Source organism: Cellulomonas oligotrophica (assembly GCF_013409875.1).
GTDB lineage: Bacteria > Actinomycetota > Actinomycetes > Actinomycetales > Cellulomonadaceae > Cellulomonas > Cellulomonas oligotrophica.
In genome coordinates this window covers 939,933-958,178 of record NZ_JACCBK010000001.1, presented here as the reverse complement: position 1 = coordinate 958,178, position 18,246 = coordinate 939,933, and the positions used below count along the sequence as shown (strand labels likewise).

The window sequence follows — 18,246 nt, the reverse complement described above, 5'->3', positions numbered from 1 at the left end:
CTCAGGACCACGTCCCGCGCTCGCGCAGCACGTCGCGCAGCAGGTCCGCGCGGTCGGTGACGATCCCGTCGACGCCCAGGTCCAGCAGCCGGTGCATCTGCCCGGGGTCGTTCACGGTCCACACGTGCACCTGCCGGCCGGCGGCGTGCGCGGCCGCGACCGTGCCGGCGTCGACCACGCGCACCCGGCCCTGCGCCACGGGAACCTGCACGCAGTCCACCTCGCGCAGCGCGCCCGCCGCGGGCCGGCGCAGCCGCAGCCGGTGCGCGAGCACGAAGCGCGCCACCTCCCCGGTCCCGGCCGACGTCGCCACAGGGCGGGTCAGCAGCGCCAGCGTCGCACGCCGCCGTGCCGCGGAGAACGACGCGACGCACACCCGCCCGTGCGCCCGCGTGCGCTCGACGGCCGCGGCCACGGGCGCGATCGCCCACTCGGACTTGACGTCCACGTTGACCCGCAGGTCGGGCCACGTGCCGAGCACCTCCTCCAGGGTCGGCACGGGCTCGGTGCCGCCGATCCGGGCGTGCCGCACGCGGGACCACGGCAGCTCGGCGACGAGGCCCTCGGCGTCGGTCGTGCGGTCCAGGCTCTCGTCGTGCAGCGCCACGGCGACCCCGTCGGACGTCGCGTGCGCGTCGGTCTCGACGTAGCCGAAGCCGAGGTCGACGGCGGCGGCGAACGCGGCGAGGGAGTTCTCGCGCCCGTCGAGGGAGAACCCGCGGTGCGCGAGCGCGACCACCCCGCCCGGGGCGTCGAGGTACGGGTGCGCCGGGCCCGGGGCGGCGTGCGCGGGCAGGGTGTCCACGGCTCCACCCTGGCGGGTCCCGGGCCCTCGTGCGAGGCCGGTGCGCGGCGGGTGTGACCACCATCGGGTGAATTCACCCGATGGTCACCGGCTGCGCACCGGGACGTGGTCGCGCCGTGGCCCGCGCCCCCTTCGGTGGGACGCATGAGACGACCCACGCCCCGCCTGACGACGAGCCCGTCGCGCCGCCGCGTCGCGCTCCTGCTCACCGCCGCCCTCGCCGCCGCGGCCGTCCCCGGGCTGCTCGCCCCGGCCGCGGCGACCGCGGCGCCCGACGCCGCCGCCGGTGCGCACGGGGCCACCACGGTCCCCACGCTCGTCGCCCGCGCGACCCTGCCCGCCGACCACCTCGCCGCCGGACCGCCCTCGGGCGCGCTGGCCACGCCCGCCAACGGCCGGCAGGGACCGTTCGCGGGGCAGGTCGTCCCCGGGTTCTCCGGGGTCGTCGACGCCGGTGACGGCACGTTCTGGGCGCTGCCCGACAACGGCTTCGGCACGAAGGCCAACTCCGGCGACTTCCTGCTGCGGCTGTACCGGGTCGACCCCGACTGGCAGACCCGCCGCGGCGGGTCCGGGGAGCTGCACCTGACCGGGCACGTCCAGCTGCGCGACCCCGACGGGCACATCGGCTTCCCGATCCAGCGGGAGGGCACCGCGCAGCGCCTGCTCACCGGCGCGGACCTCGACGTCGAGTCCGTGGTCCGCGCACCCGACGGCACGTTCTGGATCGGCGAGGAGTTCGGACCGTTCCTCGTGCACGTCTCCGCGACGGGACGCGTGCTCGCCCCGCCCGTGCCGCTGCCCGGTGCGACGTCCCCGCAGAACCCCTACCTCGGCGCCGGCGAGCAGCCGACCGTCCGGGCGTCCGCCGGCTTCGAGGCGCTCGGCGGCCTGCGCGACGGACGGTACCTGTACCCCGTGCTGGAGAACGCGTACCTCGCCGACCCCGACCAGAGCCGACGGGTCGTGCACGAGTTCGACACCCGCCGCGGCCGCTACACCGGCCGGACCTGGGACTACCGCACCGACCAGGTCGGCGACCTCGTCGGCGACGCGTTCTGGGTGCGCGGGCACGAGCTGCTCGTCGTCGAGCGCGACAACCTCGACGGCCCCGCCGCCGCCGTCAAGCGCGTCTACCGCGTCGACCTGCGCCGCGAGGACGCCGACGGGTACCTGCGCAAGGAGCTCGTGCTCGACGCGCTCGCGATCGCCAACCCGTACGGGATCGGGGCCGGCGACGGCTACGGCACCGGCGACCCGTTCCGGTTCGCCGTCCAGTCGTTCGAGACCGTCGTGCGCCTGCGCGACGGTCGGCTGCTGCTCGCCAACGACAACAACTACCCGGGCAACGCCGCACGCGTGCCCGGCACCCCCGACGACACGGAGATGGTGCTCGTCGAGCTGCGCCGCACCCGCTGACGCGTCCCGCACCGTGGACGCCCGGCGTCCGGCAGGCGTCGGCGACCGGGACCTCCGGCCCGCCGACGCCCGCCTGCGCCCGCCTACCGTCGGGACCACGCCCGGGCGCGGCGGCGACGCCCGCCGCCGCACCCCGGGCGCCCTGCGACCCTGAGCGGAGCGTGCGACGTGGCCGACCCCCGTGGCTTCCTCACGCACCGGCACCGCGAGCTGCCGGTCGACCGTCCCGTGCCTGTGCGCCTGCAGGACTGGGCCGAGGTGCACGCCCACCGGTCCGGGCACGACGACGACGTCGCCATGGTCCGGCGCCAGGCGAGCCGCTGCATGGACTGCGGCGTGCCGTTCTGCGCCGCCGCGTGCCCGCTGGGCAACGAGGTCCCCGCGTGGAACGACCTCGTGTGGCGCGGCGGCTGGGAGCAGGCCGCCGACCGCCTGCACGCCACGAACAACTTCCCCGAGCTCACCGGCCGCGTCTGCCCGGCCCTGTGCGAGGCCGCGTGCGTCCTCGGCCTGCACGACGAGCCCACCACGATCCGCCACGTCGAGGTCGCGCTCGCCGAGGAGGCCTTCGCCCGCGGGCTCGTCGAGCCCCAGGTCCCGCAGCGCCTGACCGGACGCACCGTCGCGGTCGTCGGCTCCGGCCCCGCCGGGCTCGCGTGCGCGCAGCAGCTGACCCGCAGCGGGCACACCGTCGTCGTCCTCGAGCGCGACGACGCGGTCGGCGGGCTCCTGCGCTACGGCATCCCCGAGTTCAAGCTCGAGAAGCAGGTCCTCGACCGCCGCCTGGCGCAGATGACCGCCGAGGGGACCCGGTTCCGCACCGGCGTGAGCGTCGGCACCGACGTCACCGGTGCGCAGCTGCTCGCCCGCTACGACGCGGTCGTCGTCGCCACCGGCTCCACCGTGCCCCGCGACCTGCCCGTGCCCGGCCGTGCGCTGCGCGGCGTCGAGCAGGCCATGACCTACCTCACGCAGGCCACCCGCGTCGTGCACGGCGCGACCGTCGCCGACCAGGTCCTCGCCACCGGCCGCGACGTCGTCGTGGTCGGCGGCGGCGACACCGGCGCCGACTGCGTCGGCACCGCCCTGCGGCAGGGGGCGCGCACGGTCACGCAGGTCGAGATCCTCCCCGCCCCGCCCGCGACCCGTACCGACGCCGACCCGTGGCCCGCCTACCCGCGGATCCTGCGCACCTCGACGTCCCACGACGAGGGCGGGGTCCGCGTGTGGGCCACCAGCACCGTGCGCGTCCTCGACGACGGCACGGGAGCGGTCCGCGCCGTCGAGGTCGAGGACGTCGAGGCCCGCGACGGCGGGTTCGTGCCCGTGCCCGGCACCCGCCGCGAGCTCCCCGCCGACCTGGTGCTCCTCGCCCTCGGGTTCACCGGCGCCGAGCCCGGCCCGCTCCTCGACGGCCTCGGCCTGACCCGCACCCCCCGCGGCGCCGTCGCACGCGCCGACGACTTCAGCACCGGCACGCCCGGCGTCTTCGTCGCCGGCGACGCCGGCCGCGGCCAGTCCCTCGTGGTGTGGGCGATCGCCGAGGGGCGGGCCGTCGCCGCGTCCGTCGACCGGTTCCTCATGGGCGCCACCGCGCTGCCCTCGCCCGTGCGCGCCGGCACCCGCCCCCTCGCCGTGCCCGCGCGCTGACCCGCGCCGCACCCGGTCGGGCCGTCGCGGCGATCACCCCGCGCCCGGGGCGCGCACCGGCGCCGGGGCCGCTAGCGTCGCCACCAGCGGACGACGCACCGCAGCGCCGCCCGCGCACCACGACGACGTGGACGCGAGGAGGAGCAGTGCGCGACGGGGTCCAGCTCATCACCTACGCCGACCGGCTCGGCGGCGACCTGCCCGGCCTGGCCCGCGTCCTGCGCGACAGGTTCGGCGACGCGTTCACCGGCGTCCACGTCCTGCCGTTCTTCACGCCCTACGACGGCGCCGACGCCGGCTTCGACCCCGTCGACCACACGCAGGTCGACCCCCGCCTCGGCGGCTGGGACGACGTGCGCGACCTCGCCCGCACGCACGACGTCATGGTCGACCTCATCGTCAACCACGTCTCGGCCGACTCCCCGCAGTTCCGGGACGTGCGCGAGCGCGGCGACGCGTCGCAGTGGGCGTCGATGTTCCTCACGATGTCCTCGGTGTTCCCCGACGGCGCGCGCGAGGAGGACCTCGCCCGCATCTACCGGCCCCGCCCCGGCCTGCCGTTCACGGCGCTGCGGCTCGGCGACCGGCTGCGCTACGTGTGGACCACGTTCACGCCCCAGCAGGTCGACGTCGACGTGCACTCGCCCGCGGGGCGCGCCTACCTCACGTCGGTGCTCGACGCCGTGGCCGCCGCCGGGGTCACCCTCGTCCGCCTCGACGCCGTCGGCTACGCCGTCAAGACGCCCGGCACCACGTGCTTCATGACCCCGCAGACCTTCGCCTTCATCGACGAGTTCACCGCGCAGGCCCGCGCCCGCGGCGTCCAGGTCCTCGTCGAGGTGCACTCCTACTACCAGCAGCAGGTCGCCATCGGACGGTCCGTCGACCTCGTCTACGACTTCGCGCTGCCCCCGCTCGTGCTGCACGCCCTCTACACCGGCGACCCCCTGCCGCTCGCGCACTGGCTCCAGGTCCGTCCCCGCAACGCCGTCACGGTGCTCGACACCCACGACGGCATCGGCGTCATCGACGTCGGCGCCGACCGCACGGTCGAACCCGGCGAGGACCCCCGCCCGGGCCTGCTCACCGAGCCCCAGCTGGACGCGCTCGTCGAGGAGATCCACCGCCGCACCGGCGGGGCCAGCGCCCGCGCCACCGGCGCCGCGGCCTCCAACCTCGACCTCTACCAGGTCAACTCCACCTACTACGACGCCCTCGGCGGCGACGACCAGGCGTACCTCGCCGCCCGCGCCGTCCAGCTGCTCACGCCCGGCATCCCGCAGGTCTACTACGTGGGCGCGCTCGCGGGCCGCAACGACCTCGACCTGCTGGCGCGCACCGGGGTGGGGCGGGACATCAACCGGCACGTGTGGACGGCGGCGGAGCTGGACGCCGACCTGTCCCGCCCGGTGGTGCGGGCGCTGCTGGCGCTGTGCCGGCTGCGCGGCAGCGTGCCGGCGTTCGACTCCGACGAGGTCGGCGTGCGGGTCGAGGGCTCGATCCTCACGCTCGCGCGGCGGGGTGCGGCGCACCCGGCGGCGACGTTCACGGCCCGCATCGACCTGGCTGCGGCACGCGCGTCCCTCGACTGGTCGGACGCCGACGGCACCCCCCACCACGCCCCCGACCTCCTCTCCCTGGCCACCCACCCCTGACGCCCGGACACCACCCGACGGCCGTCCCCGGGAGGGGTCGGCCGCCGGGTCGTGAAGGTCAGGCGGGGGTGGTGGTGCGGGGGAGGAGGCGCTGGAGGACGTCCGCGAGCGTGACCACGCGCGGGCCGTCGGCCCCGGGTGCGCCCTCCACGACGGCCAGGTGGTGCCGGCCGTCGCGCATGGTCGCGAACGCCTGCGCCACCGGCGTCGACGCCGCGAGGGTCGGCACGCCCCGCACCAGGCCCGCCACCGGGGTCGCCGGGTCGGCCGTGAGCGTGTCGCGCACGTGCACGGTGCCGGTGAACCGGCCCGCGTCCTGCACGAGGATCCGCAGGTGCCCGCTGCCCAGCGAGGCCCGCTGCACGTCCGCCGCGGTCGCGGCCGCGGGCACGCCCACCGGCGAGGCGGCGGGGTCGACGAGCTCCCCGACGGTGAGCCGCTGCAGGTCCAGCGCCTGCGAGAGCTGCCGGCCGAAGCCCGCGTCCAGGGCGCCCACGTTCGCGGAGTGCTCGACGAGGTGGCGCAGCGAGGCGGGGTCCGACCCGACGGCCATCTCGTCGACGGGCTCGACACCGACCCGGCGCAGGCACCAGTTCGCGGCCTCGTTGAGGGCGCGCAGCGCCGGCCGCGTCGCCCACATGAACGCCCGCATGGGCAGCGCGAGCATCGTCGCCGACGTCTCGGGGTGCGCGATCGCCCAGGACTTGGGCGCCATCTCGCCCACGACGAGGTGCAGGAACGTCACGATGACCAGCGCCAGCACGAACCCGGCGACGTCCGCGACCCACAGCGGCCACCCCCAGGTCTCGAACACGGGCGTGAGCCAGTGGTGCACGGCCGGCTTGGTGATCGCGCCGAGCGCCAGGGTGGCGGCGGTGATGCCGAGCTGGCTGCCCGCGAGCAGCAGCGTCAGCTCCGAGGAGCTGCGCAGCGCGGCGCGCGCGGAGCGGCTGGACGCCGCGGCGTCCTCCAGGCGGTGCTTGCGTGCCGCGAGCATCGCGAACTCGACGGCGACGAAGAACGCGGACAGGGCGATGATGACGACGGTCGCGACCAGCACGACCCACGGGTTGCTCATCGGGCGTCCTCCGGGGTGGTGCGGGCGGTGCCGGGGTCGGCGTGCGCGGGGTCGGGGACGACGGTCAGCCGCAGCCGCGAGGGCACGTGCCGGGCGAGCGCGAGGACCTCGACCCGCAGGACGTCCTGCGGTGGGCTGTCGGTGACGGCCAGCAGCGCCGGGTCCGCGGGCAGCGGCACGTCGACGACCTCGCCGACCAGCGGCAGCGCACCGCGGTGGTGGATGGTCAGCCCGGCGACGGTCTCGTAGTCGTCGCGGGGCAGGTCGCGCCCGAGGGCGCGCTCGGCCTCGTCGACGTGCACGTCGCCGGCCACGACCCAGGAGCCGTCGTCGGACCGTGCGGTCAGCTCAGACTCCATGGGGTCGTGCTCGTCGGCGATCTCCCCGACGAGCTCCTCGGCGACGTCCTCGAGGGTGAGCGCACCGGCGAACCCGCCGTACTCGTCGAGGACGCAGGCCAGCCGATTGTCGCCGCCGCTGATGAGCTGGAGCGCGTCGGGCAGCGGCATCGACGTCGGCACCAGCACCGCGGGGCGTGCGAGGGTCGCGGCGGTCGCGGCGGGGTCGGTGCAGCGCAGCACGTCGGCGAGGTGGACGACGCCGGTGACGGCCTCGTCGTCGAGCACCGGGTAGCGCGAGTGCCCGGTGCTCATCAGGGTGCGCAGCTCGTCGAGGGTGGTGCCGGGCTCCACGGTGCCGACCCGGCTGCGGGGCACCATGGCGTGCTCCACGTCGCTGCCGGGGAAGTCGAGGATGCGGTCCAGCAGCACGGCGACCTCCCGGGGCAGGTCACCGCTCTCGCGCGAGTCCTGCACGATGTGCTCCAGGTCGCGCGCCGTCGCGGAGTGCTCGACGTCGTGGACGGGCTCGATGCGCAGGGCCTTGAGCAGCAGGTTCGACGCGGAGTCGAACACGTGGATGAGCCAGCCGAACACCGTCAGGTACGCGGTCGTCGACCGGGCCAGGCCCACGGCGACGGGCTCCGGGCGGGCGATCGCGAGGTTCTTGGGGAACAGCTCGCCGAAGAGCATCTGCACGAACGTGGACAGCAGCAGGGCCAGGACGGTGCCGACGGCGACGCCGACGCCCGTGGGCACGGACAGCCCGCCGAGGGCCTCGCCGATGGACTCGCCGATGAGCGGCTCGGCCACGTAGCCGACGAGCAGGCCGGTGACGGTGATGCCGAGCTGGGCGCCCGAGAGCATGAACGACGTGCGGCGCGTGACCTGCAGGGCGCGGCGGGCGCCGTCGTCACCGGCGTCGGCACGGGCGGCCAGGCGCGAGCGGTCGACGGACATGTAGCCGAACTCCTGGGCCACGAAGTACCCGGTGACGGCGGTGATGGCCAGCACGACGAGCACGCCCAGGAGGAGCGAGAGGACCCACATCAGACCCTCACCCCCCGGTGGGTGGTGGTGCGCGTGCGGGGGCGAGGGCGGCGACTGTGGCCGGGACTGTCGGGGTCCATCATCTCTTCCGGGTCAGGGGTCAGGTCCGGCGGGGGAACGAGCGACGCGCCCCACCGGTTCCCACGGTCTCACGGACGGCGTCGGCGGCGGCGGCCGCACCCACAGCCCCGGCCGGGGCGGGGTGCGCGAACACGTAGGCCCGCTGCACGCCGTAGCTCACGCACAGGAGCGTCACGTCGGCGCCGATCTTCGCCACGAGCAGGGGCACCCCGGCGTGCGTGAGGGCGGCCAGCAGCACCCACGTCGCGCCCAGCAGCGTCACGGCGAGCGCCGCGTACCGGGCCAGCGACACGCGCCACGGTACGCGGGCGCGCCCGAACACGTGCCGCCGGTTGACCGCGTGGTTGACGGTCGCCGACACCGCGCGCGCCCCCACCACGGCCACGCCGAGCGACCCCGTCAGCACCTGCAGCACGAGCAGCATCACGGTGTCGACGGCGTTGGCGGCCAGCGAGGACGCCGCGAACCGCAGCAGCGGCGCCATGACCCGCACCGAGTCGCGCACGGGGCGGAAGTGCGACGACGCGTTGCCGTCGAGGTAGATCGTGGCGATCGGCACCTCGACGACCGGGACCCCGGCGCCGGGTGCGCGCAGCAGCACCTCGAGCTCGTACTCGAACCGGTCGCCCGGCACCTGCGCGAGCCAGGGCAGCAGGCCCGCGGGGTACGCGCGCAGCCCGGTCTGGGTGTCGACGAGCCGCATGCCGGTGACGGCGCGCAGCAGCAGCCGGCTGGCGACGTTCCCGACCGTCGAGCGCCACGGCACCTCGTCGACGAAGAGGCGGGACCCGAGGACGACGGCGCCGGGCTCGGCGGCGGCGCGGGCGGCCACGCGCAGGACGTCGACGACGGCGTGCTGGCCGTCGCAGTCGGCGGTGACGACGTCGTGCCCGGGGTGCGCGGCGCGGGCGTGCGCGAACCCGTGCCGCAGGGCGTGGCCCTTGCCCCGGTTGCCGGCGTACCCGGTCACCTCCGCCCCGGCGGCGCGGGCGGCGGCGAGGACGGGGGCGTACGCCGGGCCGCTGCCGTCGTCGACGACGACGACGGGCAGGTCGGGCGCGGCGGCCCGCAGGTCATGCACGAGGGTCACGAGCCGGGCGTCGGGCTCGTAGGCGGGGACGAGGACGATCACGGCGGCCGCCTCAGCCCGTGACGTACAGGATGTCGGAGGTGCCGCGCTCCTCGCCCCGGCCCAGGGGGTCGTTGACGAGCTCGCCGTCGTACCACATCGTCGAGGACCCGCCGCCGTCGAGGTTGTACGCGGTCGTGGCGCCGAGGTCGAGCATGATCTGCGCGAGCTCCGTCATGCCGACGCCCGCGCTGTATCCCGGCGAGCGGCCGTCGACGACGACCATGACGAGGTGGTTGGTGCCGACGATGCCGATGGCGGTGCGCGGCTGGTCGCCCTGGATGGAGTGGTTGCCCACGTTGGTGTCGACCTCGACGTCCTCGATGCCGTCGAGCACCTGGCCGTCGTCGACGAGCGCGGGCCCGAACGAGACGGTCTGCCACGCGCCGGCGGCGACGAGCTCGTCCGCGGTCGTCGTGGTCTCGTCGTAGACCTCCATGGTGCCGTCGCGGTACAGCACGAGGCCCTCGCGGGCGCCCTGGTCGCGGTAGACGACGCCGTTGCGGATGACGATGCCGGTCTCGCGGAACCCGTAGTAGTCGCCGTTGATCGCCAGCAGGGCGTCGTTGGCCTCGGCCATCTGCGACGTCGTCTCGGTGATGTTCGTGCCGAACTCGTTCTGCGCGAACGCCGACCGCAGGGCGGTGGCGTCGCCGAGGACGACGTCGGCGACGTAGTAGGTGACGGTCGCGTCGCCGCTGCCGGTGGTCACGGTCGAGACGGTGACGCTCGTGCCCTCGGCGGACGCCGCGGCGTCGGTCGTGGTGGTGCCGGTCTGCGCGGCCTCGTAGGCCTGGACGTCGGCGATCTCGACGTGCTCGACGACGAACCGGTCCAGGGCCCACCACGTGGCGCCGCCGGCCGGCAGCGCGACGGCCAGGGCGGTGACGGCGGCGACGCGGCCGCGGGCGCGCCGGGTGCGTCCGAGGCGTCGGGGCGGGGTGCCGGCAGCCGGGCCGGGCGGGGGCGGGGCGGGGGTGCGGGGGTCCATGGGGTCAGGTGTACGGACGTGCCCGGTGAGGTCCCCGTGCGGGTGATGTGCGCCGCCTGGGAGCCAGGATCGAACATGTGTTCGATACGCTCGGACCATGCCCGACCGCACCGCCACCCCCGCGCCGGGCCCGGGCGCGCCCGCCGGCCAGACCCCCGCCGGGGCCCGCGGGGGCGGGTTCGCAGGTCAGCGCCGGGACGTGGCCAACAGCGAGGTGCCGGACGGCATCCCGACCCGGCCGCAGGGGGACGTGCCGGTGATCGTGCGGGTCGTGTGGTCCGACGGCGTGGAGGAGTGGCGGCCGGCCCGGGCGGTGCGCTGGACGCGGTCGCACGTCATGGTCGCGTGGCGGGACAGGGAGACCGACCCGCGCTCGGAGCGGCACACGTGGTTGCGTGCGGGCGACGTGGCGCGCTCGGTGAGCTGGTTCGTGCCGCCGGCGCGCCCGGGCCCGTGAGGGGCCGGTGCGCAGCCCCGTGCGTCAGGCCGGGATGCGACGCGTGACGGCCTTGCCCGCCTCGACGAGCAGCAGCACCCCGACGGCCACGGCCGCCGTCAGGCCCCAGTCGCGCAGGCCGATGGGCGCGGACTCGAACCAGTCGTTCATGAACGGCGCGTAGGTGAACACGAGCTGCAGCACGAGGAGCGACCCGACCGCCACCCACACGACCCGGTTCCCGACCAGCACCCGCGGCGTCAGGCTCGAGCGGTGCAGGAACCGGCACGAGAACAGGAACGCGATCTGCCCGAGCACGAGCATGGTCACGGCGCTGGTCTGCGCCACACCGTCGGACGCGCCCAGGTCCTTCTCCACGAGGTACACGGCGAGCGTGGTCCCGCCGATCAGCAGCGACGCCCACACCACGAGCGCCAGCGCCCGGCGCGACAGCACCGGCTCGCGCGGGGAGCGCGGCGGGCGGTCCATGATGCCGGGCTCGGCGGGCTCGTACGCCAGGGCGAGGGACAGCGTCACGGCGGTGACGAGGTTGACCCAGAGGATCTGCACGGGCGACAGCGGCAGCGTCAGGCCCAGCAGCACGGCGACGAGGATGACGAGGGACTGCGCGCCGTTGGTCGGCAGCAGGAAGACGACGGACTTGCGGATGTTGTCGTAGATCCGCCGTCCCTCCTCCACGGCCCGCTCGATGGTGGCGAAGTTGTCGTCCGCGAGGACGATCTCGGCGGCCTCCTTGGTGGCCTCGGTGCCCTTGATGCCCATGGCGATGCCGATGTCCGCGCGGGTCAGCGCGGGGGCGTCGTTCACGCCGTCGCCGGTCATGGCGACGACCTCGCGGTGCGACTGCAGGGCCCGCACGATCCGGATCTTGTGCTCGGGGCTGGTGCGCGCGTACACGTCGACCTCGCGCACGCACCGGCGCAGGTCCTCCTGGCTCATGGCCTCCAGCTCGGGGCCCGTCAGGGCCTGGACCTGCTCGCCGGCCGGGACGATGCCCAGCTCGCGGGCGATCGCGACGGCGGTGCCCGCGTGGTCGCCGGTGATCATCTTCACGGCGATGCCGGCGCGGTGGCACTCGGCGATCGCGGCCACCGCCTCGGGGCGGGGCGGGTCGACGATGCCGACCAGGCCGAGGAACACCAGGCCGGTGTCGACGTCGTCGATCTCGAGGGCGTCGTCGCCCGCGGCGGCCGGACGGCGTGCCGCCGCGAGCACCCGCAGGCCGCGTGCGCCGAGCTCGTCGACGGCCCGCTCCCAGTGCTCCTGGTCGAGCGGCACGGGTGCGCCGTCGGGTCCGCGCTGCGCGGTCGAGCGGTCGAGCAGGCGGTCGGGCGCCCCGACCACGTGCACCTGGCGCGTGCCGTCGGCCAGCGTGTCGAGCGTGGCGGAGAACTTGTGCGCGGAGTCGAACGGCACGGTGGCGAGGCGGGCGGTGCCGGTGAGGTCGACCGCCGCCTTGCGGGCCAGGGTCCGCAGGGCGCCCTCGGTCGGCTGGCCCACGACCCGCCAGCGCCCGTCCTCGTCCGTGACGACCTGGGCGTCGTTGCACAGCGCGGCGGCGAGGAGGAGGGCGTGCAGGTCGCCGTGCGCGGCGAGGTCGGCCGGTGCGTCGGCGCCCTCCGGCGTGACCCGGCCCTGCGGGTCGTAGCCGAGCCCCTCGACGCCGTACGTGCCGCCGGCGGTGACGACGGTCCGCGCGGTCATCTCGTTCTTGGTGAGCGTGCCGGTCTTGTCCGAGCAGATCGTCGTCACCGATCCCAGGGCCTCGACCGCGGGCAGCTTGCGGGTGATCGCGTGCCGGCGGGCCATCTGCTGCACGCCCAGCGCGAGGGTGATGGTGACGAGCGCGGGCAGGCCCTCGGGCACCGCGGCGACCGCGAACCCGATCGCGGCGGAGATGAGGTCGGGGGTGTCGAAGTCGTGCACGACCCGCCCGATGACGAGCATCGCGGCCGCCATCAGCAGGATCCCGCGCGAGAGGAGGGTCCCCAGGCGGCCGAGCTGGCGCTTGAGGGGCGTGTCGAGGTGGTCGACCTCGGCGATGAGGGCCTGGATGCGGCCGATCTCGGTGCCGGCGCCGGTGGACGTCACGACACCCAGCCCGGTCCCGGCGGACACGATCGTGCCCGAGAAGAGCATGCTCGACCGGTCGCCGACGCCCGCGTCCTCGCCGACCGCGGCGACGTCCTTGACCGCGGGCACGGACTCCCCGGTGAGCGCGGACTCGTCGACCTGCAGGTGGGTGGCCTCGAGCAGCCGCACGTCCGCCGGCACCTTGTCGCCGCCGCGCACGCGCACCACGTCGCCGGGCACGAGCGTGGCGGCGTCGACGTCGCCCCACCGCCCGTCGCGGCGCACGGTGGCCTCGAGCGAGAGCATGGTGCGGATGCCGTCGAGCGCGCGCTCGGCCTGCCCCTCCTGCACGAACCCGACCACCGCGTTCGCGACCGCGACGACGAGGATCACGGTGAAGTCGACCCAGTCGCCGAGGAAGGCCTTGAGCACGGCCGCGGCGAGCAGGATGTAGATGAGCACGTCGTCGAAGTGCCCGAGGAAGCGCAGCAGCGCCGGGGTGCGCGCGGCGGTCGGCAGGCGGTTCGGGCCCGCCTCGTCCAGACGCCGCGCCGCGTCGTCCGTGCCCAGCCCGTCGGGCGTCGACCCCAGGGCGGCGAGCACCTCGTCGGGCGTGCGGGCGTACGGGCGCGGGTCGTCGGGTGCGGGGTCCGCCGTCAGCGTCTGCGACGCCGTGCGGTCGGCCGGGCTCGGTGCCATCGGGTTCACCTCGGGTCGGACGTCGTCGACGTGCCTGGCACGTGCATCGTGGCACGGCCGCCCGGCCCGGGCGCGGGGGAGGGCGGGTGTGGCACGAGGCCGCACCCCGGGGTCGGGGTGCGGCCTCGCACGGCGGCCGGGCGGGTGGCCCGGACGCGGGTCGCGTCGCCCGCACGGCACGGGCGGCGCAGGTCAGGGCGTCACACGTACAGCGGTGTGAGGGCCACGTAGTCGTCGATCGTGCCGTCGGCCAGGACGGTCTCGATGATCCGGCGGCCCAGCGGGTCGAGGTCGTCGGTGAGGAACTGCTCGAGCTCGGCCTTGAAGAACCCCGTGAGGATCGCGCAGCCGGCATCGTAGGCCTCGAGGCCCACCTGCGACTGGTACTCGGGCTGCAGCAGCGTCGGGCGGATCTGCTGCCCGTCGAGCTTGATCTCCTTGGGCCGGTACCCGAACAGCGAGCAGCGCGCGGGCGTGAGCTGCTCGGGCATGATGCGCCCGCCGCCGCGCCGCGCCAGATACTCGCGGGTGAGCCACTCGGCGGAGAAGCCCACCTTGTACGCGCCGATGTGCTGGTTGGGCGTGAGCACGTACCGGGTGCGGTCGTTCTCGACGAGCTGGCGGAGCAGCAGGTTCGCCGCGGCGACCTTGGTGCCGGTGGAGAAGGGCCAGTAGGAGCCGACGCCCTCGGCGACCATGCCGCCGTGCTTGAGGGCCTTCTTGACCTCCTTGCTCTCGCCGATCGAGGGGTTCTTGTCCCCGCGCGGCGCGATGAGCCGCCACACCCACGCCAGCGACGGCGGGATGACGTGCATCATGCCCATGATCCCGTAGCTCGGGTTCTCCCGCGTGCACAGCGGCATCCGCACGCCGAACGTGCGGACGTCGACCTCCTTGGGCTCGCTGATGACGTTCTTCACCGAGCTGCGGGGGATGACCACGCGGGGGTTCGGGCACCGCTTGCCGTTGGAGTCGAGCGTGTGCTCCCACGGCAGGGCGGTGGCGTCGGCGACGCCGTCGATCGAGAGGAACACCAGCGGCTGGTCGGGGTCGATGACCGCCCGCTCGAACGCGGGGTCCTCGCCGTAGCTCGTCATGTTGTCGACGCGGACGAACCAGCCGGCCTCGGCGTCGGCGACGACGAGCTTGCGGGTGCCCTTCTGGATCGACGGGTGGCACAGCGTCATGTCGTCCGTCACGGGGGCCAGCGCCGACGTCTCGCCGAGGAGGATGTGGTACGGCTCGTCGCGGACCACGTTGGTGCCGACGAGGATGCGCCCGTCGTCCTCGCGGCGGATCTCCTGGCACATCTCGGACTTGCCGCCGCCCGAGGCGCCCTCGTGCATGATCACGGTCTCGTTCTCGTACGGCGTCGTCACGCGCACGCTCGAGGCGTGGGCCGTGAGCCAGCCCTCCTGCTCGCCGATGTCGAGCAGCACCGAGAACACGCCCTTCTTGGCGCTGGGTCCCGGGTACAGGTTGTACGCCCACACCTCGTGCAGGGTCGTGGAGCGGTTGTGCACGACGACCTGGCGGCCCTCGAAGTGCGTGTGCCGGAACGGCGGGGCGCAGTACAGGATCGACCGCGGGGTGAATGGTCCGACCTCGTCGAACGTCACCCAGCCCTGCAGGTCCACGAGGGTGAGCGCGAAGAACGCCGAGCTCACGGGCACGACCGCCAGCGACGGGTAGCCGTGCACGGGGCCGCCGGCCTTGAACGGCACGACGACGAGCTCCTGGGTGGCCAGCCAGTCCAGGGTCTCCTGGCGCGTGTCGTCGAACCCGGTGCCGAACACGTCGCGGTAGCGGGGCTTGTCGGTCGGCAGGTCGTCGGCGATCCGCATGCAGTCCGGGTCGCGCCGGCGCATGTAGTCCTCGGGGTAGTTCACGGCGAGCCCGTTGCGGCAGCGCGTCACGGTCGCCTCCGGCACCATGCGGCCGTCGACCTCGTACTCGACGGTGAACACGGGGCCGCCGTCGGGGCCGAGGCACAGCTCGTACAGCTCGGCCCGCGTGGCGGGCACGATGATGCGCGGGCACTTCTCGAGCGCGGCGCGCACCTCGGGGGGCAACGAGACGTCGAGCAGGCTCTCGGGGACGGTGACGCTCACGGCAGCTCCTTCGTCGCAGGTGCGACCGGGTGCGTGCGCCCTCGCGGTGGGCGGGTGCGTGGGCGGCCCGGCCGAGCGTCGTCGCGCACGCGGAGGTCGTCCCCGGGCGCGGCGTGCTCTTGACCTGGACGTTACGGCCGCTCGACCCCGTTCGTCGTGGGACCTTCGGCCGGGCCGGGCCCGGGCCCGGCGTGCCCGGCCCCGGCGTGTCGTCCGTCCGGTGGGCCGGCGCGGTCCCGGGCGTCAGGCCGGGTCGCCGACCGGCGCCGCCGCGGTCGGGGCGGCGGCCGCGGCGCGCCGGCGCCGGGACCGCCGCACGAGCACCACCGGGACGACGACGAGGGCGACGACCGCGGCCCAGGGCAGGAGGACCCCGACGACCACGAGCGTCGCGCGGGCGGCCTCCACGAGCCCGGCCCAGCCCGACCCCAGCCCGTCGAGGAACGTGCGCGGCCCGGCCTGCGCGACGGGCGTGCCCGCCGGCGGGTACAGCTCCACGTGCAGCGTCGACAGCGCCACCCGGTCGGCCACGCGGGCCCGCTCCGAGCGCAGCTGCTCGAGGTTCGACTGCCGCTGCGTCAGGGCCTCCTCGGCGGCGATCACGTCGGCGTTCGTGCGCGCCCGGGACAGCAGGTCCTCCATCCGCGCCACCGACACCTCCGTGGCCGAGATGCGCGCGTCGAGGTCCTCGGCGGCCGCCGTGACGTCCTCGCGGCTGATCGTCAGCTCCTCCACCACGCCGATCTGGTCCAGCTCGGCGGTGACCTCGTCGACCGTGCCGGCCGGCACCCGGATCGTCAGGCGCGCGCTCCCGGGGTCGTCCTCGGTGCCCGCCCGCTCGTACCGGTCGTCGACGCGGCCCTCGACGCGCTCGACCAGCGCGACGACCTGCCGCACGGCCTCGTGCGGGTCCGCCACGGCCACGTAGACGTCCCCGGTCTGCACGACCTGCCGCTCGTCCTCGCCGCTCGACGACGTGTCGCCGCCCTCGTCCGCCGCCACGGCGTCCATCTCCTCGGCGACGTCCTGCCGGGCCATCTCCACGGACGACCCGCCGGCCCCGTCGTCCCCGCTGCTGCACGCGGCGAGCAGGGCCACGAGCGCCGCCGCGGCGGCGCCGGCCAGCGCGCGCCGTCGCCCGCGGGCGCGGCGTGCCCCGGGCGCCTCCCCCGGGGCGTGGGCGGCGAGGCGCGCAGCGGCCTCGGGGGCGGGCGGGCGGGCGGTGCGCGTGGTCCTCGTCATACCTGGCCACGGTAGGCACCTCGGGCCCGTGACGTCGACGGTTGGCGCGATCGTGACCGGAACGGCACCGGATCACCCCGTCACGGTGACCTGGCCGTGACCTGGCGCCCGTTCCGACGCGCGGCCGAGACCGCACCGTGACCTGGACGTCAGTCCGCGTACCCGGCCGCGGCCCACAGGTGCGTCGCCGCGACGGCCCGGTACGGCGACCACGGTCCGGCGACGGCGGCGACCGCCTTCGGGTCGGGCAGGTCGAGCACCCGGCGCAGCACGAGGTCGCCGCCGGGGAACGCGTCCCGGTCGCCCAGCGCCCGCAGCGCCACGACGTCGGCCGTCCACGGGCCGATCCCCGGGAGCGCCAGCAGCCGCGCGCGCACGTGCGCGACGTCCGCGCCGGGGGTGAGCACCAGCCCGTCGGCGCACGCGGTGGCGAGGGCGTGCACCGCACGGGCACGCGCGTGCGGCACCCGCAGCACCGCCTGCAGCGCCAGCGGGTCGGCGGCGGCCAGCACCTGCGGCGCGGGGTACGCGTGCAGCCCGTCCGGCCCCGGCGTGCCGTACGCCGCCGCGAGGCGTCCGCCGCAGGTGCGCCCCGCGGCCAGGGTCACCTGCTGCGTGAGCACCGCCTGCACGGCGGCCTCGAACCCGTCGGGGTGCCCGAGCACCCGCAGGTGCGGGCGGGACCGCAGCAGCGGCGCGAGCCGCGGGTCCCGCCCCAGGTGCGCGTGCGCCGCCGCCAGGTCGTCGCCGAGGCCGAGCCACCGGTCGAGCAGCGCCCCGGTGGCCGCGGCCGGGGCGTCGGCGGTCGCGCTCACGCCGTCGGCGGTCACGCGGACCGTCACGGGCGTCGGCCCGGCACCGAGGTCGACCAGCCGGCGCACGGTGCCCGCGGCGCCCCCCGTCGTGCGGCCGGCCGCACCCGGCGTCGGGCCGTCGTCGGCCGGTGCCGCGTCCGGCACGACCTCCTCGACGCCCGGCACCGCGCGGGCGCCGACGGAGACCAGCACGGCACGTGCGTCCACCGGGGTGACCCGCGTCACCGTCACGGGTGACGCCCGCACGGGTGCGGGCCGGGCGTCGCGCTGCGGGTGCGGCGTCGTCATCCGTCGACCGTACGGGTTTTCACCCGCGGTTGCGGGCGCGGGCGATCGGGCTGATCTTTGACGGTTCAGCGGCGTTCGGTCGAGAGAACGTCAAGGACGTGTGACGTACTGGTCACACGTTCGACATGCCAGACGTGACGAACGGTGCCACACTCGACACAGCCGATCGCGGGGACGTGCAGCTCCCGTGACCGGCCGCACCAAGGTCCGGCGAGAGCCGGCCGGCCCGGGAGGGTCCAGGGAGTGCGCCACGCCTCGTGCCGGCGAGACGCCTCTTGCGCCGGGTCCCGCCCCCGTCCGACGGGGGCGGGACCGGTCGCTCCCACTGCTGCGCGCTCCCACCGTCGCGCCCGGCGTCCGCCGCA

13 protein-coding genes are annotated in these 18,246 nt (G+C 75.6%); 4 read left to right on the top strand and 9 right to left on the bottom strand.

Annotated features, from left to right (window positions below; translation table 11 throughout):
• Position 1: 1 nt before the first annotated feature.
• Entirely contained in the window at positions 2–805 is an 804-nt protein-coding gene (locus BKA21_RS04245) for a glycerophosphodiester phosphodiesterase family protein (protein ID WP_373308202.1), read from the bottom strand.
• A 144-nt stretch (positions 806–949) separates the two neighbouring features.
• Between BKA21_RS04245 and BKA21_RS04240 the strand changes: the two genes are divergently transcribed.
• The 3 genes from BKA21_RS04240 to gtfA all read left to right on the top strand — a co-directional run bounded on the left by BKA21_RS04240 (position 950) and on the right by gtfA (position 5,529).
• Positions 950–2,224, top strand: a complete 1,275-nt coding sequence (locus tag BKA21_RS04240) for an esterase-like activity of phytase family protein (protein ID WP_140458490.1) — start codon at positions 950–952, stop codon at positions 2,222–2,224.
• Positions 2,225–2,392: 168 nt separating this feature from the next.
• The gene (locus BKA21_RS04235; protein WP_140458491.1) at positions 2,393–3,874 is read left to right on the top strand and encodes a glutamate synthase subunit beta; all 1,482 of its coding nucleotides are present in this window, start codon (positions 2,393–2,395) and stop codon (positions 3,872–3,874) included.
• Positions 3,875–4,020: 146 nt separating this feature from the next.
• Positions 4,021–5,529 (top strand): sucrose phosphorylase, encoded by a 1,509-nt coding sequence (gene gtfA / locus BKA21_RS04230; RefSeq protein ID WP_140458492.1) that lies wholly within the window; start codon positions 4,021–4,023, stop codon positions 5,527–5,529.
• Between the two features lie 58 nt (positions 5,530–5,587).
• Here gtfA and BKA21_RS04225 read toward each other — a convergent pair whose 3' ends face one another.
• From BKA21_RS04225 to BKA21_RS04210, 4 genes are all read right to left on the bottom strand, one after another.
• The gene (locus tag BKA21_RS04225) at positions 5,588–6,607 is read right to left on the bottom strand and encodes a CNNM domain-containing protein (protein WP_140458493.1); all 1,020 of its coding nucleotides are present in this window, start codon (positions 6,605–6,607) and stop codon (positions 5,588–5,590) included.
• On the bottom strand, positions 6,604–7,995 hold the full coding sequence (locus tag BKA21_RS04220; protein WP_203793512.1) for a hemolysin family protein: 1,392 nt from the start codon (positions 7,993–7,995) through the stop codon (positions 6,604–6,606). The genes BKA21_RS04225 and BKA21_RS04220 overlap by 4 nt, the downstream gene beginning before the upstream one ends.
• A 100-nt stretch (positions 7,996–8,095) precedes the next feature.
• Entirely contained in the window at positions 8,096–9,208 is a 1,113-nt protein-coding gene (locus tag BKA21_RS20100) for a bifunctional glycosyltransferase family 2/GtrA family protein (protein WP_140458495.1), read from the bottom strand.
• A gap of 10 nt (positions 9,209–9,218) precedes the next feature.
• Entirely contained in the window at positions 9,219–10,196 is a 978-nt protein-coding gene (locus tag BKA21_RS04210; RefSeq protein WP_140458496.1) for a phosphodiester glycosidase family protein, read from the bottom strand.
• 97 nt (positions 10,197–10,293) lie between these two features.
• Here BKA21_RS04210 and BKA21_RS04205 point away from each other — a divergent pair, with 97 nt between their 5' ends.
• Positions 10,294–10,653 carry a hypothetical protein gene (locus BKA21_RS04205; RefSeq protein ID WP_239072918.1) on the top strand — a complete coding sequence of 120 codons (360 nt, stop codon included), beginning with the start codon at positions 10,294–10,296 and terminating at the stop codon, positions 10,651–10,653.
• A 24-nt stretch (positions 10,654–10,677) separates the two neighbouring features.
• Here BKA21_RS04205 and BKA21_RS04200 read toward each other — a convergent pair whose 3' ends face one another.
• From BKA21_RS04200 to BKA21_RS04185, 4 genes are all read right to left on the bottom strand, one after another.
• Complete coding sequence (locus BKA21_RS04200) at positions 10,678–13,425, bottom strand: cation-translocating P-type ATPase (protein WP_140458497.1); 2,748 nt, start codon at positions 13,423–13,425, stop codon at positions 10,678–10,680.
• A gap of 200 nt (positions 13,426–13,625) precedes the next feature.
• On the bottom strand, positions 13,626–15,536 hold the full coding sequence (locus tag BKA21_RS04195) for a DUF4914 family protein (protein ID WP_140458498.1): 1,911 nt from the start codon (positions 15,534–15,536) through the stop codon (positions 13,626–13,628).
• Between the two features lie 243 nt (positions 15,537–15,779).
• A complete protein-coding gene (locus BKA21_RS04190) occupies positions 15,780–16,778 on the bottom strand; it encodes a DUF4349 domain-containing protein (protein ID WP_140458499.1) in 999 nt (332 codons plus the stop codon).
• 149 nt (positions 16,779–16,927) lie between these two features.
• Positions 16,928–17,881, bottom strand: a complete 954-nt coding sequence (locus BKA21_RS04185) for a DNA-3-methyladenine glycosylase family protein (protein WP_140458500.1) — start codon at positions 17,879–17,881, stop codon at positions 16,928–16,930.
• Positions 17,882–18,246 lie beyond the last annotated feature (365 nt).

Coding starts and splice junctions, on each gene's coding strand:
- BKA21_RS04185 (WP_140458500.1), bottom strand. CDS start 17,881: ATGACGACGCCGCACCCGCAGCGCGACGCCCGGCCCGCACCCGTGCGG.
- BKA21_RS04190 (WP_140458499.1), bottom strand. CDS start 16,778: ATGACGAGGACCACGCGCACCGCCCGCCCGCCCGCCCCCGAGGCCGCT.
- BKA21_RS04225 (WP_140458493.1), bottom strand. CDS start 6,607: ATGAGCAACCCGTGGGTCGTGCTGGTCGCGACCGTCGTCATCATCGCC.
- BKA21_RS04220 (WP_203793512.1), bottom strand. CDS start 7,995: ATGTGGGTCCTCTCGCTCCTCCTGGGCGTGCTCGTCGTGCTGGCCATC.
- BKA21_RS04240 (WP_140458490.1), top strand. CDS start 950: ATGAGACGACCCACGCCCCGCCTGACGACGAGCCCGTCGCGCCGCCGC.
- BKA21_RS04210 (WP_140458496.1), bottom strand. CDS start 10,196: ATGGACCCCCGCACCCCCGCCCCGCCCCCGCCCGGCCCGGCTGCCGGC.
- BKA21_RS04200 (WP_140458497.1), bottom strand. CDS start 13,425: ATGGCACCGAGCCCGGCCGACCGCACGGCGTCGCAGACGCTGACGGCG.
- BKA21_RS04205 (WP_239072918.1), top strand. CDS start 10,294: ATGCCCGACCGCACCGCCACCCCCGCGCCGGGCCCGGGCGCGCCCGCC.